The sequence below is a fragment of the Nostoc sp. DSM 114161 genome (assembly GCF_052692665.1).
Map to the genome: position 1 here is coordinate 1,191,836 of NZ_CP195141.1, position 15,669 is coordinate 1,207,504.

General features: G+C 41.9%; 13 protein-coding genes. 7 read left to right on the plus strand and 6 right to left on the minus strand.

Features of this window, described 5'->3' with window-relative positions; translation table 11 throughout:
* Positions 1 to 30: 30 nt before the first annotated feature.
* Positions 31 to 2,289, minus strand: a complete 2,259-nt coding sequence (psaA, locus tag NSTC745_RS05200) for a photosystem I core protein PsaA (protein ID WP_096535884.1) — start codon at positions 2,287 to 2,289, stop codon at positions 31 to 33.
* 481 nt (positions 2,290 to 2,770) lie between these two features.
* Between psaA and NSTC745_RS05205 the strand changes: the two genes are divergently transcribed.
* Complete coding sequence (locus NSTC745_RS05205) at positions 2,771 to 4,552, plus strand: hypothetical protein (protein ID WP_445638533.1); 1,782 nt, start codon at positions 2,771 to 2,773, stop codon at positions 4,550 to 4,552.
* A gap of 355 nt (positions 4,553 to 4,907) precedes the next feature.
* On the opposite strand, the gene glsA is transcribed toward NSTC745_RS05205, so the two are convergent.
* From glsA to NSTC745_RS05220, 3 genes are all read right to left on the minus strand, one after another.
* Positions 4,908 to 5,822: a glutaminase A gene (gene glsA / locus NSTC745_RS05210; protein ID WP_445636193.1), complete on the minus strand. Its 915-nt coding sequence runs from the start codon at positions 5,820 to 5,822 to the stop codon at positions 4,908 to 4,910.
* A gap of 45 nt (positions 5,823 to 5,867) precedes the next feature.
* A complete protein-coding gene (locus NSTC745_RS05215; protein WP_445636194.1) occupies positions 5,868 to 6,587 on the minus strand; it encodes an SIMPL domain-containing protein in 720 nt (239 codons plus the stop codon).
* A 226-nt stretch (positions 6,588 to 6,813) separates the two neighbouring features.
* Positions 6,814 to 7,683 (minus strand): HAD family hydrolase, encoded by an 870-nt coding sequence (locus tag NSTC745_RS05220; protein ID WP_445636195.1) that lies wholly within the window; start codon positions 7,681 to 7,683, stop codon positions 6,814 to 6,816.
* Between the two features lie 196 nt (positions 7,684 to 7,879).
* Here NSTC745_RS05220 and NSTC745_RS05225 point away from each other — a divergent pair, with 196 nt between their 5' ends.
* From NSTC745_RS05225 to NSTC745_RS05250, 6 genes are all read left to right on the plus strand, one after another.
* Entirely contained in the window at positions 7,880 to 9,394 is a 1,515-nt protein-coding gene (locus NSTC745_RS05225) for a thioredoxin-like domain-containing protein (RefSeq protein ID WP_445636196.1), read from the plus strand.
* Between the two features lie 105 nt (positions 9,395 to 9,499).
* Positions 9,500 to 9,847 (plus strand): DUF952 domain-containing protein, encoded by a 348-nt coding sequence (locus NSTC745_RS05230; RefSeq protein WP_445636197.1) that lies wholly within the window; start codon positions 9,500 to 9,502, stop codon positions 9,845 to 9,847.
* Between the two features lie 41 nt (positions 9,848 to 9,888).
* Entirely contained in the window at positions 9,889 to 10,077 is a 189-nt protein-coding gene (locus NSTC745_RS05235; RefSeq protein ID WP_445636198.1) for a DUF4089 domain-containing protein, read from the plus strand.
* A gap of 97 nt (positions 10,078 to 10,174) precedes the next feature.
* Positions 10,175 to 10,801 carry a DUF4328 domain-containing protein gene (locus NSTC745_RS05240; protein WP_445636199.1) on the plus strand — a complete coding sequence of 209 codons (627 nt, stop codon included), beginning with the start codon at positions 10,175 to 10,177 and terminating at the stop codon, positions 10,799 to 10,801.
* A 10-nt stretch (positions 10,802 to 10,811) separates the two neighbouring features.
* Positions 10,812 to 12,251 (plus strand): AtzE family amidohydrolase, encoded by a 1,440-nt coding sequence (locus NSTC745_RS05245; protein ID WP_445636200.1) that lies wholly within the window; start codon positions 10,812 to 10,814, stop codon positions 12,249 to 12,251.
* 239 nt (positions 12,252 to 12,490) lie between these two features.
* On the plus strand, positions 12,491 to 13,174 hold the full coding sequence (locus NSTC745_RS05250; RefSeq protein ID WP_445636201.1) for a Uma2 family endonuclease: 684 nt from the start codon (positions 12,491 to 12,493) through the stop codon (positions 13,172 to 13,174).
* 43 nt (positions 13,175 to 13,217) lie between these two features.
* On the opposite strand, the gene NSTC745_RS05255 is transcribed toward NSTC745_RS05250, so the two are convergent.
* Positions 13,218 to 14,144, minus strand: a complete 927-nt coding sequence (locus NSTC745_RS05255) for a LamG-like jellyroll fold domain-containing protein (RefSeq protein WP_445636202.1) — start codon at positions 14,142 to 14,144, stop codon at positions 13,218 to 13,220.
* Positions 14,145 to 14,164: 20 nt separating this feature from the next.
* Positions 14,165 to 15,550, minus strand: coding sequence for a SagB family peptide dehydrogenase (locus NSTC745_RS05260; RefSeq protein ID WP_445636203.1), 1,386 nt, complete (start codon positions 15,548 to 15,550; stop codon positions 14,165 to 14,167).
* Between the last annotated feature and the right edge of the window lie 119 nt (positions 15,551 to 15,669).

The window sequence follows — 15,669 nt, forward strand, 5'->3', positions numbered from 1 at the left end:
TCATAACTCATAACTCAATTCTGCTGATTGCTACCCTACTGAAAGGATGTGTGCATGGAAGAATGCCCAAGTAGTAGCAATTCCACCTAATAGGTAGTGAGCTACCCCTACCGCGCGACCTTGAATAATGCTCAGAGCGCGGGGCTGAATTGATGGTGCTACTCTCAGTTTATTATGCGCCCAAACGATGGACTCAATTAATTCTTGCCAGTAGCCACGACCACTGAACAGGAACATCAAGCTGAATGCCCAAACAAAGTGAGCGCCTAAGAACATGAGTCCATAAGCAGATAGCGCACTGCCGTAGGAGTTGATGACTTGTGTCGCTTGTGCCCACAAGAAATCACGCAACCAACCATTGATCGTGATGGCGCTTTGAGCAAAGTTACCACCAGTGATGTGAGTCACAGTTCCATCTGGATCTACCGTTCCCCAGACATCTGATTGCATCTTCCAGCTGAAGTGGAAAATTACAATCGACAGGGAGTTATACATCCAGAACAGTCCCAGGAATACGTGATCCCAACCGGACACTTGACATGTACCGCCACGACCAGGGCCGTCGCAGGGGAAGCGGAAGCCCAGGTTTGCTTTGTCTGGAATCAGACGAGAGCTACGGGCAAACAGCACACCTTTGAGCAGAATTAGGACGGTAACATGAATGGTGAAGGCGTGAATGTGGTGAATTAGGAAGTCTGCTGTACCCAAAGCGATGGGCGCAGCTGCCACCTTGCCGCCTACAGCCAAAATACCGCCACCAAAGACATAGCTAACTGGTTCTAGGGCGTTGGGTGCAGTTGTTCCAGGAGCCAAAGCGTGGATATTTTGTACCCACTGGGCAAATACTGGCTGCAATTGAATTGCCGTATCAGAGAACATGTCTTGGGGACGACCCAATGCACGCATCGTGTCGTTGTGGATGTACAGTCCAAAGCTGTGGAAGCCAAGGAAAATGGACACCCAGTTCAGGTGAGAAATAATCGCATCTCTGTGACGAATCACCCGATCGAGCAAGTTGTTTTGATTCACAACTGGATCGTAATCGCGCACCATGAAGATGGCAGCGTGAGCTGCTCCACCAACAATTAAGAAGCCACCGATCCAAATATGGTGAGTGAATATGCACAACTGTGTAGCATAATCAGTTGACAAATATGGATATGGGGGCATCGCGTACATGTGATGCGCGATGATGATGGTCAACGAACCCAGGAAGGCGAGGTTAGTTGCCAGCTGAGCGTGCCAAGATGTGGTCAGGTTTTCGTAGAGACCTTTGTGACCTTCACCAGTGAAAGGACCTTTATGGTTTTCCAGGATCTCTCTAATGCTGTGACCAATACCCCAGTTGGTACGGTACTGGTGACCAGCAATGATGAACAGGACTGCGATCGCTAGGTGGTGATGGGAAATATCTGTCAGCCACAAGCTGCCTGTTACTGGGTTTAGACCGCCTTTGAAGGTGAGGAAGTCAGCATACTGACCCCAGTTCAAAGTGAAGAAAGGTGCCAAACCAGCAGCAAAGCCGGGATACAGTTCTGTCAACAAGTCTTTGTTCAAGATGAACTCGTGGGGCAAGGGTATATCTTTAACGGCTACCCCTGCATCCAAAAGCTTGTTAGTAGGTGCAGACACGTGAATCAAGTGACCTGCCCATCCTAAGGAACCACAACCCAACAATACTTGTAGGTGGTGATTCAACATCGACTCCACATTCTGGAACCATTCCAGTTTGGGAGCGCGTTTGTGGTAGTGGAACCAGCCGGCAAATAGGAATAAGCCTGCTAATACCAAGCCACCGATCGCGGTTACATAAAGCTGGAAGGAGTTTGTGATCCCCCAACCACGCCATATATAGAACAAACCAGAGGTGATTTGAATACCGTGGAAACCACCGCCAACATCACCGTTTAAAATGTCTTGTCCCACAATGGGCCAAACGACTTGGGCACTTGGCTTGACGTTTAAGGGATCGCTGAGCCAAGCTTCGTAGTTAGAAAACTTCGCGCCGTGGAAAATCATCCCGCTCAGCCAGATTGTCACTACGGCTAGGTGACCGAAGTGTGCTGAGAATATCTTGCGGGAGATGTCTTCTAAATCGCTTGTATGTGTATCAAAATCGTGGGCGAGTGCGTGAAGGTTCCAAATCCATGTAGTGGTTTTTGGACCTCTGGCTAAAGATCTGTCAAAGTGTCCAGGCTTTGCCCATCTCTCAAACGAGGTAGGAACCGGGTCATTATCGACGATTACTCTTGCCTTTTTTTCCTCTCGCTCCGGAGGACTTATTGCCATTCGACCTCCTCTCTGATAAGGAATGAGGAATCATGATTACCACATAGTAATGTTTTACCGCACACTCAGCGTGATTTGCTGAAGCCACAGTGAAGACCCATGTGGAGAGTTGTTTCTCGTTGAATTATAAAGTCTTCACTTGTACATTGATGGAGATATTTTAACAATAATTCAAAATCCCTGAAATAACTGCCTTTTATGCCTTTGAACTTCAAAACTAATTGGCCAAAAGTCAATAGATTCTTCATTTAATTTACAAAGGATAACAATTCGTAAAAAACTATAGTTTTGGGGATGGGGCATGGGGCATAGGGTAAAGGGCAAGGGGCAAAGGGCAAGGGGTAAACGAAAGATCCCTCCTTTTCCCTTTAACCTTTCCCCTTTTCCCTACCCGAAGGGTTTTCCCCAATGCCCCATGCCCTATGCCCGCTCCCACTTTTGGGCTATAGTTCCCTATGGACATGTCGAAAAGGTGCAAGGCATGAAATTCTGGCAGAAAATAGCGTTACAGAAGCTCCTCCCTTGGAGTTTTCCGATTTTCAGATGGGTAATGGTATTGGTATTGGTATGTGGCTTAAGCAGTTGTGGCGATAAAGCTGGCAGCCAGGAGATATCTATTGTTAATCAAGAAAAGTCTGGGGGAATTTCTCAAGTTTCTAAGGAATTTTCGGAAGTTGCCCCTCCTGGTGTTATCCAAGAATTGCGCCCAATTTTGGAAGTTTATCAGCCACAAGTGACAATTATTACTCCAAAATCTGATGAAGTTTTCTCAGATAACAAAGTCACAGCCCGCTTTCAGGTGAAGGATTTACCAATATTTAAAGACTCACAATTACAACTAGGGCCGCATCTACACGTATTTGTTGATAATCAACCTTATATACCTGTTTACGACCTGAATCAGCCGTTGGTTTTGCCAGACTTGTCCCCTGGTACTCATACCTTGCGCGTCTTTGCTTCGCGTCCTTGGCATGAAAGCTTTAAAAATGAAGGCGCTTATGCCCAGACAACATTTCACGTCTTCACTAAAACTGACGACAACAACCCAGCCTCTAATCTGCCGTTGCTCACGTATAGCCGCCCTCAAAGTAGTTACGGGGCAGAGCCAATTTTACTTGATTTTTACCTAACTAATGCTCCTTTGCATCTGGTTGGGTCAGAAAATGCCAAGGAGGAATTTAGCGATTGGCGTATCCGTTGCACAATCAATGGTGAAAGCTTTATTTTCGATCGCTGGCAGTCAATTTACCTCAAAGGTTGGAAGCCTGGTAAAAACTGGGTAAAACTGGAATTTCTCGATAATCAGGGAAATCCTCTGAAAAATGCTTTCAACACTACAGTTAGGGTCATTGACTACCAACCAAAAGGTAAGGATACTCTGTCGAGAATTACCAGAGGGGAACTCACAGCAGATGAGGTGCGCGGCATTGTAGACCCGAATTATAAATTAGTACCTACCCCTGCTGTTGAAAAAACCCCTGAAATACAGCCAATTCCTAAAATTCAAGTTCCAGAAGAATCGAAAACACAGCCAACAAAGCCAGAACAACCAAAATTACAACCTCCAACGGTACCATCTCCTAGCTTTTCGCCAACACCACCAAATATTATTGAGTCTCCAGCGCCAGAACCACAGCCAACTCTAACGCCAACTCCACAAATCACGCCTTTACCTGAAAAAGTTGCACCTGAGCCATCAAAACCGAGGTTTGGCGGATTTTTCAACCGTCGGGCAGGTAAGACACCCACCCCAGAAAAAACAGTTACACCATCTCCAAGTTCACCACCCACGCTACCAGAAATTATTGAGTCACCAACGCCAAAAACCCAACTAGAACCACAGCCTACAATAATCCCGACTCCACAAGTAATACCACAAGTAACTCAGCCAGAACCACAGCCAATGGTAACGCCAACTCCAGAAGCAACTCAACCAGAACCACAGCCAACGGTAACGTCAACCCCACAAGTAACTCAACCAGAACCACAGCCAATGGTAACGCCAACTCCAGAAGCTACGCCTTTACCTGAAAAAGTTGCGCCTGAACCAGCAAAACCGAGATTTGGTGGATTTGGTAGATTTTTCAACCGTCGAACTCCAAATACGCCGACGCCAAAAGTAATAATTGCGCCATCTCCAAGTTCGCCACCGACGCCACCAGAAATCATTGAGTCTCCAGCACCAGAAACAGTTACGCCATCGCCAGAACCACAGTCAGAGGTAACACCAACGCCTGAATCAACGTCGGGAGTCGCTAAATAAACGTGAGTTCGACGGCTCTAAAAACCCCTCTCCAAACCTCTCCCCCACAGGGAGAGAGGCTTTAAAACCCTAATTTTTTCGTTGGAAACTAAAAATATTTCTGCCCCTCTCCGCCTCGGAGAGGGGTTGGGGAGAGGTTCATCGAACTCACGTTAAATAAGGTGATGAATGCTTCATACCAATTCTTCATGAAGATGCACTCAATTTTTTGATTACGAACCGCCAAGTACGCCAAGTACGCTAAGGAAGAGAAGAACAATCATTACAGTGCAAGTTTATAGAGAATTGGTATCAGGTCAAGGTGCAAAGACGCAAAGGAGAATTAACTAAATAATCAAGATTTTCCTACTGCCTTTTAACCGAAGATACTTAAGCCTAAGTTTTGCGATAAAGCTTCGATAAAAACAAGCCCCGCTACAGGATTTCCCACTGTATCCAAGGCGGGGCTATAACAAGCGATCGCCCCTTTACCTGGTACTATTGCTACAAGTCCACCACCAATGCCTGATTTCATCGGCAGACCAATCCTAACTGCAAACTCGGCTGAAGCTTCATAAAGTCCACAAGTTGACATCACTGCATTGACAATTCGGCGATTTTGTGCGGATATACAACTATTTTCAAAAGCTAGGAGTTTTCCTAACAAAGCTAAATCTTCAACTCTTGCCGAAAGACAACATATTTGCTCGTAGGTGTCAAGGGCTGTTTCCAAATTTTCGAGATGTCCAATTTCGGCAAGATAATTAGCGATCGCTTCATTGGCTTTTGAGCGTGTCAATCGCACTGAAGTCAACATGGCTTCGTCTAAGTATAGTTGGCAACCTGCTAATTGATTGAGCCATTCACAAAATAAAAGAGTGCGTTCGCTAGCGTTTTTTCCTGGTAACTTATCAGCGAGGGTAATTGCCCCGCTATTAATCATAGGGTTGCGGGGGCGGCCGCGATCGCTAACTAATTGTTCTAAAGAATTGAAGGGTGCATGTGATGGTTCCACGCCAACCCAGCCAAAAACTGTTTCTGCTCCTAGATGTTCTAAAAGATAAAGTAGGGAAAACGTTTTAATAACACTCATCAGCGGAAACAAACAACCCGTATCTCCAAAGCTGATAGTTTTTCCTGATTTGCAACAGATGTGAACTGCAAACCAATTGGGATTAGCCAAAGCTAATTGGGGAATGCGCGAGGCAATTTGTCCGCGTTCAGCTTGGGTTTTGGCTTGTTGTACCCAAGCTGATAATTCTGTAGAAGTTAGTTTATCAAGTTCTTTCAAAAGTGATATCCACTAAAACCATTTCTAGTTTATGTAAAGTGGTTACTAATTAGCAGATTGATAGCGAACTTGTAACGTTACAAAAGCTTCTATTCTTTGTTCTCCAGCAACAACAGGCGTACTGGCTAAATTCATAGGAGCTGCTGCTTTTTGTATTAAGTCGGTCATGTCCATCGCTATTGGTATAGGTGGACGAGCGCCGTTAATTTGAATGCTGACAATTTCTTGTTGCTTGAGTTGCAAAGCACTAAGAGCTGCATCTGCTTGAGAGCGAGCATCTTTTGAAGCTGCATCGATCGCTTGTTTTTGTGCAGCAGCGATCGCTTCATCAGATGCTACTAATGTTATACCATCAATTCGTGTAGCTCCTGTTTTAATTGCTTCATCTAATAAAGTACCAATTTTTTCTGGAGCAATTTGGAAGCGGACAAGATTAGTTGCATAATAGCCAATTTGCTTACCATCTTTTGGATTGTAGCGGGGATTTAGAGTGATACTGGTGGTCTCTAATTTACTCACATCTTGACGCGTTTTTAATAAGTTCACAACTGCTTGCGATCGCTTAGCAAGTTCCTGTTGCACAAGTCCAGATGTTTCACCCTGCACCTGAACGCCTAAACTGACTCGTGCATTTGTTTTGGGAATATCGACCATTCCTCGTCCAGAAACCACAAGTGTTTGAGATTGGAATGACGTATTTGGCTCAACTCGACTTTGAGCTGCTTGACAACTTACCAAACCCAATAAACATAAAGCAGGTAACATCTTTGTTAACGTTTTACCAACATTAACTTTAAAACTTCTTAAATAATACATAACTGGAACGGGAAATTTTTAGGTGTTTCCAATATGGCAGTTAAGCAATCACTAGCTGGTTTCGTTACAGTTTTGGAAACTGAAAAAATTTGCTTTTGCTATGATTCTTCGTTCCAGAGACTCAGAATTATGACAAAATTACTCTTAGCTAAATACCAATAGCGTCTGCACAATACTAGGGTATGTCAGACTTCGATACAGCAGAGCTGTTTGAACAATCCTGCAAAATGTATTTAACAACGCTATCTTCTGCGTTTGAGCCTATTACTAATGTCGCGTAACGTTTGACTTCGGGGTTTGCGTTAGCAACTGCAATGGCGCGAGTTGCAATTTTAAACATTTTGATATCATTAATTTGATCGCCAAACACCACAATTTCGCTTTCTTTTAATCCATAATTTTCTACCAAAGTCTGAATAGCTTGGTCTTTGGTAGCTCTGTAGTCATGAATTGTTAACCAGTACCAACCTGGAGAATATTGATTTTCAATCAAGTGTGTCTCTACACTGGCTCCATGTATTTCAATAATTGCACTTTCAAGTTCGAGCAGTTGTTGTGCGTGACCAATTACTGTGAGACAAACAACGCGATCGCTAAAAGAATGCGTCAAATCTTCGATTGTTCGCCATCTGCGGTCTTTGTTTGTCAGGCGATCGTTAAGATACCAACGCATACCATCGTTGATTACATCCTTATAATAGACGCAATCTTCTGTACCATTGAAGCTAGATACAAAAGGAACACAGCGAAACTCCAAAATCAGTTTGTAAATACTTTCAACTATATCAGGAGTAATAGAATTAATGATTTCGTGTCTGCCAGAATCAAAATCAGAAATGAAAGCACCATTGAATTCGATAACTGGGAGACGAAGATTTAAACCCTTTAACATCGTTTGCATAGAAACAACACTACGCGCACTGGCTACTGTAAAGAGTAGTCCTTTTTGTAAGAGTTCATTCAAAACTTCCTTACTAAAAGAAGAAAGTTTTGCATTATTTCCAAGCAACGTACCGTCTAAATCTGAAATATAGACAGTGTTCATAAATTTGGGTAAGTACTAGTTTAAAGGAAGATTATACCTCAATTTATGCTAAATCATCAGATGGGGTGTAATATACAAAAATCAAGTTTAAATGTTAGGGAATTGATATTTAGTTAATTTCAAATATCATTGTGCAATGATTAGAGATTTGAATTTAAACTTAAACGCATGAGTAAACTTTAGCAAACAACACTTTATGATACCTCGTGTCAGAGCGCCAGAATTACCACAAAATTATTCTTGGCTGAATACAGACAAACCTCTATCTCTCAAACAACTCAAGGGTAGAGTTGTAATTTTAGACTTTTGGACATATTGTTGTATTAATTGTCTACATATTCTGCCAGACCTGAAATATTTAGAACAAAAATATCAAGACAGCCTTACTATTATCGGCGTTCATTCTGGTAAATTTGATAACGAAAAAGAAACCGAAAACATCCGCCAAGCTATCTTGCGCTATGACATCGAACACCCAGTTATAGTTGATAGCGGTTTTCGAGTTTGGGAAGAGTATGCTGTGCGTGCTTGGCCGACTTTAATGATTATCGACCCAGAAGGTTATGTAATTGGTTCTGTCTCTGGTGAAGGAAAGCGTAACGTTTTAGAAGAGTTGATTCAACGCTTAATTCAGCAACACCACGACAAAGGTACAATTAATTTTCAAGAACTTAGCTTGACTTTAGAAAAACAACGCCAACCGTTAATCACACCTTTAGCTTTTCCTGGTAAGGTTCTAGCTACCGAAGCAGGTTTATTTATTGCTGACTCTGGACATCATCGCCTAGTTATGAGTACCTTTGATGGCGAAATTCTTCATTTAATTGGTACTGGAAAATCTGGTTTAACTGATGGTGCTTTTGACGAAGCACAATTTTTTGCGCCGCAGGGAATGACATTTGATGCAGAAAATCAAATGCTTTATGTAGTTGATACAGAAAACCATGTGCTGCGACGAGTTGATTTGCAGCACCAGCTAGTAGAAACTATCGCCGGAACTGGAGAACAAAGCCGCAAAATTCAACTTCATGGCGGTGCTGGTTTAGAAACTGCGCTGAATTCTCCTTGGGATTTAGTGAAAGTGGGAAATTCCTTGTTCATTGCAATGGCGGGGTCGCATCAAATTTGGCAGATGGATTTAGAAACAGGCGTTGTTAAACCCTATGCTGGTATGGGTGCAGAAGCGTGTATTGATGGTTCGCTGGCTGAATCTGCATTTGCTCAACCTAGTGGTATCAGTCATAATGGGCAAGAATTATATATTGCTGACAGTGAAGTTAGTTCGATTCGTGGTGTTGGAATTGTAGAACCTTACCAAGTACGGACTGTTTGTGGTAGCGGAGATTTATTTGGTTTTGGTGATGTTGATGGACAAGGTGAAAATGTTCGTTTGCAGCATTGTTTAGGGGTGGAATATGCACAGAATTTTTTGTGGGTGGCGGATAGTTACAATCACAAAATTAAATTAGTCAGTCCTAGCGGTAATTGTCAAACAGTTTTGGGAGATGGTACTGTTGGTTTACAAGATGGACAGGGTAAGAATACTCGGTTTTTTGAACCTTCGGGATTGAGTGTTTGGGGTTCATATCTATATATTAGTGATACTAATAATCATGTGATTCGACGTGTGGATTTGAATTCTTTTGAGGTGATAACGTTGGAGTTTGTTGGGTTGTGTGCGCCAGATGTTTGCATTCCAAAGAATTTGTAGTTACCTCACGCAGAGGCGCAGAGGCGCAGAGAAAGAAACTCTGTGTCTCTGCGTCTCTGCGTGAGGAAAAGATAATGATGATATTCGTAAAATGATGCAAGAAACATGAATACTATTCTTCATATCACTCAACGCCAACAATGGAAACAAGCAAAAAAATTAGGCAGCTATCGATCTGATTCACTGGATTCTGAAGGTTTTATTCATTGTTCCAGGTCAACACAAATTGTTAAAGTTGCAAATAGATTTTTTAAGAATGGAAAAGATTTGGTTCTACTTTTTATTGATTTAGAGAAAGTAAAAGCTGAGATTCGTGATGAGGAGGCGGAAATAGGAGAGTTATTTCCTCATATTTATGGGGAGTTGAATATTGATGCTGTGTATCGGGTGATTGATTTTGTAGCTGGGGAAGATGGTTTATTTGAGTTGCCGGAAGAAGTTATAGATTTATAATTAACGAACCGCCAAGACGCCAAGGACGCAGAGGAGGAGAGATGGAAGGTCAAGGGTTTGATTTGGAGGAGTATGTTAAGCAGATGGGGTTATTGTTGGATTTGGAGATCGCAGATGAGTATTTTGATGGGGTAGTGGCAAATTTTGAGAGAATTAAGGCGATCGCTAATATCGTAAATTCTCTTCCTTTACCTGAAGAAATTGAAGTAGCACCGATATTTGAACCATAGTAGCTTCAAGAATCGGCTAATTTATAGTAATTGTACTGAGTGCTAAGTATAATCACAGCACTAATATATTAGCCGACAATACTATTGGAAAGATGCAATGAATAATTTGAATGATGCTGAGTCTTTGAAGTCAGCGGGTGTGGGTAGATTGTTGGTGCGTATACTTTGGGTAGTTTTGGGAATTGGGCTGGTATCTACACTGTTATCTTTGTTGCAAGTAATTGCACAGCCCGTTTATCAGCTACTTGCTTTATTGGATGGACTGTTATCAATAGTTTCGTTGATTGTTGGTGTGACTTCAATCATTGTTTTTTTGGTTTGGTTACATCGTCTCCACGCAGATTTAAAGAATCTGTTCCACGAATATCCAATTAGTCCAGGAGGTGCGATCGCTCGATTTATAATTCCGCTATACAGCCTTTGGGGAATCGCTAACACTTTATCTACTTTTGCTGACCGATTTAAAGGCGAAGGTGGCGATCTAACAAGCTTGGGCGAAAAAGTGCGATCGGCGATCGGGCCGTTGTATGCTTTTATGATTGGCTCAAATGCTGTCGGGCGTATCGCTTTTACACAAGCCGCAAAAAATCCTGAAGATAAATTTCTACCAGTTTGGTTTCTATTATCTTGTATTTTAGATGTAGGTCTGACAGTTATTTTGCTACAACTAGCAAAAACTATGCGGACTGCTATTACTCAAAAAGCTAAACGTGCGATCTCCTAAATATTCCAGCATGAATTTTGATTCAGCGGATGCCATAACCATAGCAGCTGCTGTACGTGAAGGCAATGTTAGTGCGGTAGATGTTACCAAGGCTGCGTTAGCACGCATAGCAACGCGGAATCATCAATTCAACTGTTTTACAACTATCACCGCTGAAGCGGCTTTGGCTGATGCTGCACGCATTGACAGCGAAATTGCCCAAGGTAATAACCCTGGAATACTTGCTGGTGTACCTTTTGCGGTGAAAAATCTCTTTGATATTGCCGGTTTGACGACTTTGGCGGGGTCGAAAATCAATGCAGACAACCCACCAGCTACCCAAGATGCAACCGCAGTGGCCAAGTTGAAGCAAGCCGGTGCGGTGCTGCTTGGTGCTTTAAATATGGATGAGTACGCCTATGGGTTTGTAACGGAAAATTCCCATTATGGTGCTACTCATAATCCCCATGATTTGCAGCGAGTTGCTGGGGGTTCGTCTGGTGGTTCGGCGGCTGCTGTGGCTGGTGGGTTGGTTCCCCTGACGCTGGGTTCTGATACTAATGGTTCGATTCGCGTTCCGGCGGCTTTGTGTGGGGTTTTTGGTTTGAAGCCGACTTATGGCAGATTGTCTCGCGCTGGGGTGACTTTATTTTCTAGCAGTTTTGACCACATTGGGTGTTTTGCACGTTCGGTGCAAGATATTGCTGCGGTGTTTGATGTGTTGCAAGGAAAAGACGATCGCGATCCAATTTGCACCAAGCGTCCTCCTGTGAAGACGTTACATGTAACATCTAATGAAGATATCTCTGCAATTAAAATTGCGTTGGCGAAGTCTGCCGTTTGCGGAGCGTCTCGTAGAGAAGGCATCGCTGCTGATTATTTCACCAAAGGTGCCCAAGCGGAAGCTTTAGCAGCAGTGCAAAAAGTTGCTGAGGCTTTGGATGTAACTGAGTATGTCAGCATACCAGAAGTACACCGCGCCCGTGCTGCGGCGTTTGTGATTACAGCAACTGAAGGGGCAAATCTGCATTTGGATAAGTTGCAAAGGCGTCCAGAGGATTTCGATCCGGCAACACGCGATCGCTTTTTGGCTGGGGCGTTAATTCCTAGTAGTTGGTATCTGCAAGCGCAACGCTTTAGAAGATGGTACCGCGATCGCGTGCGGGAAGTATTTCAAAATGTCGATATCATTCTTGCCCCAACTACACCAATTTCTGCCCCGTTAATTGGTCAAGAAACTATGATTTTGGACGGTGAAGAAATCTTGATTCGTCCTCATTTGGGGTTATTTACTCAGCCATTATCTTTTATTGGTTTACCTGTTTTATCAGTACCAATTCAACGTCCTGATGCTTTACCTTTGGGCGTCCAATTGATAGCAGCACCATATAATGAAGCCTTAATTTTACAAGTTGCGGCAGTATTAGAAGCAAAAGGTATAATTTCAGCACCAGTAATTTTTAATGATTAATTGCTAAATTGTTGCTATCTCATCAAATCTTGCTACCGTAGCAAATCTGGCTGATTCTAGGTTTGTTGCTTGTTTAACAATAAATATGTAAAAACAAGAAATACTATAGCCGTAGCCACATAGGTTAGGACATAATGACAAGCGTGATTGCTAGGAATAGCAATAGTTTTACCTCTTGCCTTCTGCCTCCTGCTATAAAATTAATAATGTCAGTAATTCACCATTATCCTTGAAAATTTATGATATCTGCTAACGCAAGTTCTAAAGTTTTGACAATTCCGCCTTTAGAAAATGGCGACAAACTCACCCGTGCTGAATTTGAACGCCGCTACCATGCTATGCCAAATCTGAAAAAAGCAGAATTGATTGAAGGAGTTGTTTACGTGGCATCCCCATTGAGAATCAAGAGTCATGGAGAACCTCATGCTTACATCATGGCTTGGCTGGGAGCTTACAAAGCAGCGACACCAGGTGTAGGTTTTGCAGATAATACCACTGTTTTATTAGATGCTGATAACGAACCGCAACCAGATGCTTTATTAAGAATAGAACAAGGTGGACAAACTCAAATTACTGAAGATGATTATTTAGAAGGTGCGCCAGAATTGATTGTAGAAATTGCTGCGTCTAGTGCTTCTTATGATTTGCATGAAAAACTCAAAGTTTATCGCCGTAATAAAGTACAGGAATATTTAGTTTGGCGAGTTTATGACCAGCAATTTGATTGGTTTAAGTTGAGTGAAGGCGAATATATTAAACTTGAAACAAATAGTAATGGTATAGTCTGTTCTCAAGTATTTCCGGGATTGTGGTTAGATAAAGCGGCTTTATTATCAGGGAATTTAGCTAAAGTTTTAGCAGTTTTACAGCAGGGATTATCTACACCAGAACATCAAAGTTTTGTGGAAAGATTATCTATTTGAACAGATATATCGCCTATTACATACAATTTTAAATTCTGCTATATTAAGCCCAAATTCGACCGCGACGAAAAGGTTTATCTGGCTCAGTTTTCTGAGCTTGCGCTTTCAACATTTCTTGCCACCAAAATCCATAGTCTTCAAGTCCAGTTGCCAAAAGATGTTTTTCAATCTCTTTTGCTTGCTCAGGATTTTGAGTTAGTTTCTGTTCTACTGGGTTCAACTCTAAGGTAGTTTCTTTTTCTGTGGTTACGGTTTTGGCAACTATTAAATCATGAGATTGAGGATTAGCAAAGGGCACTTGTGACTGTTCCCAATTAGCACTGTTAATAGTACCATGATTGGCATTGGTGGTTCGGTCATGAGTTATATTGTTGCTACCTTCATTTAAAGGCCAATAACCAATTAACCCCGGTTCATTTCCTCGAAGACGTTGGTAGAGATTATTTTGAATTTCTTTTTGAGTTCGAGCTACTTTCCAAATGCGAACTTCAGCAATTTTTCCTTGAAACGGGTAGGTTTCATTATTATCTTTGTACGTCCCGATGTATAAATCATTTTCGGGTTCGTAATTAATTAGAGAGTTGGAAGCTGCTTTAGTGGCTTTTTCTACGCCGTCAATATACACTTTTATCTGCTTACCATCGTAGGTTCCAGCTAGATGATGCCATTGATTGAGCTTTAAACTATCAACCTTACTGCTGACATAATAAATTCCTTGGGATGCAGTTTTCAAGGCAAAAAATATCCCACTCTTACCATCGAGAAGCAGACCATATCCACTTTCTTTTGCGGTTGTGTCAAAAACATTAGAAATGATACCAGTCCGTCGTCGTTGATTTTGGCAATAAACCCAAGCTTCTAAAGTAATTTCTTTCTCGATTTTAAATTCAGGTTTTTTGCCTAAGTTTATCGAGTCGTCTTGTCCATCAAATACAAGGACTGATTGTAATGATTCTGTTTGCTCTGTCATACGACTTTTGCCTTGTTCAATCACGACTGTTTGACTGTACCTAGTATAAACTCGCCAACAGAAGATTCTTCATAGTAGTCAATTCCTGTTGCTTTAGCAAAGATATCTGAATTACCCGCACCTATTCCACAAGGGGCTAAATTCATTGCGGTTGATACTAAATAGAGGGTTTGGTATAAAACTCCAACGTGTTTTAAAATTGCGGCGTAGGCCATTGATTGGTATTTCCAAAACATGCGGTTGAATCTCGCAGTAATTACGATCAAAACTTGGGGCATTTTCTGGCTACCATTAGATAAACAAGCCTCTGTAATTAAAGCTTCTACTTCTTGACTCCACTCAGAAACTAACTCTAATTCATGGGTATCAGGACGATAATGATATAGTGCGGGTTCTACTCCTTCACAGTAGTTAATCAGTGGATAAATCTCTAACTCATGAATAGCACCGCCTCCTGGATAAGGACGACGGCTTAATTGTCCCATTTTTTCTTTATCAATTATCTCCTGGATTCTCGCAGAACGATATAATAATTCTCCTAATTGTTCTATGGTAATTGGGTTTTCGCCATACTCTCGAATTGAGCGTCTTGATTCTAATACTTGGGTGAAAGAAATATCTGTTTTTGCTAAATTTTCTAAATCGGGTTTATATAATTGAATGACCTTATCGCTCATGGGCGGCTTGACCACAGGTAGAGGTTCTATTTTGTCTAAGAAGCGATATGTTCCCCCTACTGGATTGGTATGTCTACCTTTACGACTGCGACTGTGGAAGAGGAGGTCGTGAAATTCCCATTGGATGAGATGAGAATTTTCGGTTTCTGAAGATAGCATTTGAGTGGCTAAAAGCAGACTGAGAAATTGTTGTGCTAGTTCTTCTGTAATGTCTGGAATTCCTGCGATTAATGTCTTGCTAGTTTGGGGCTGAGATAATTTAGTAATTAGGGCTGTTGCTCGCCAATCTAATAAAATTATTTTGGTTTGAGACTGGGGAGATTCTAAAACCATTTCCCCATTTACTTGATGCAAATAGGCAAACCGAGATAGAGTAAATGTTTGTTGTTGCCAATCTTCTATTTTTGGATAGTTAAATTGATAGTTTCCCGTCATCGGGATAGCAGTCGCCAGGGGATAAACTGAATGACAAATCCAGCCTAAGTTAGTTAGCCCTTGCAGGTATTTATCAAATTTATCTTTTTCTTCAACTCCATCAGTTTCTACAACTAATTGTCTCAGTTCGGAGAGAGTTGTAGGGGAATGCTTGAGATGATTGAATGCAGATTTTAAACCAGGTTGTGGGTGAGATAAGGTTAGTTTGTAAGTATTAGATTTGAGAATAATTCGCTCATTTTCTGGAATTAAATCTATTTTTTGTGATAAGGAAATGGTGAAAGGTGAGTTCATGGTATTGATGAAGATAATCAGCAAAAATTAAACTTGCTACTAATACTATAAAGATGTAGGGTGCGTTGTCGCGCAGCGCAACGCACCTTGAATTCTTGACTAACACAAAATGAAGTTTA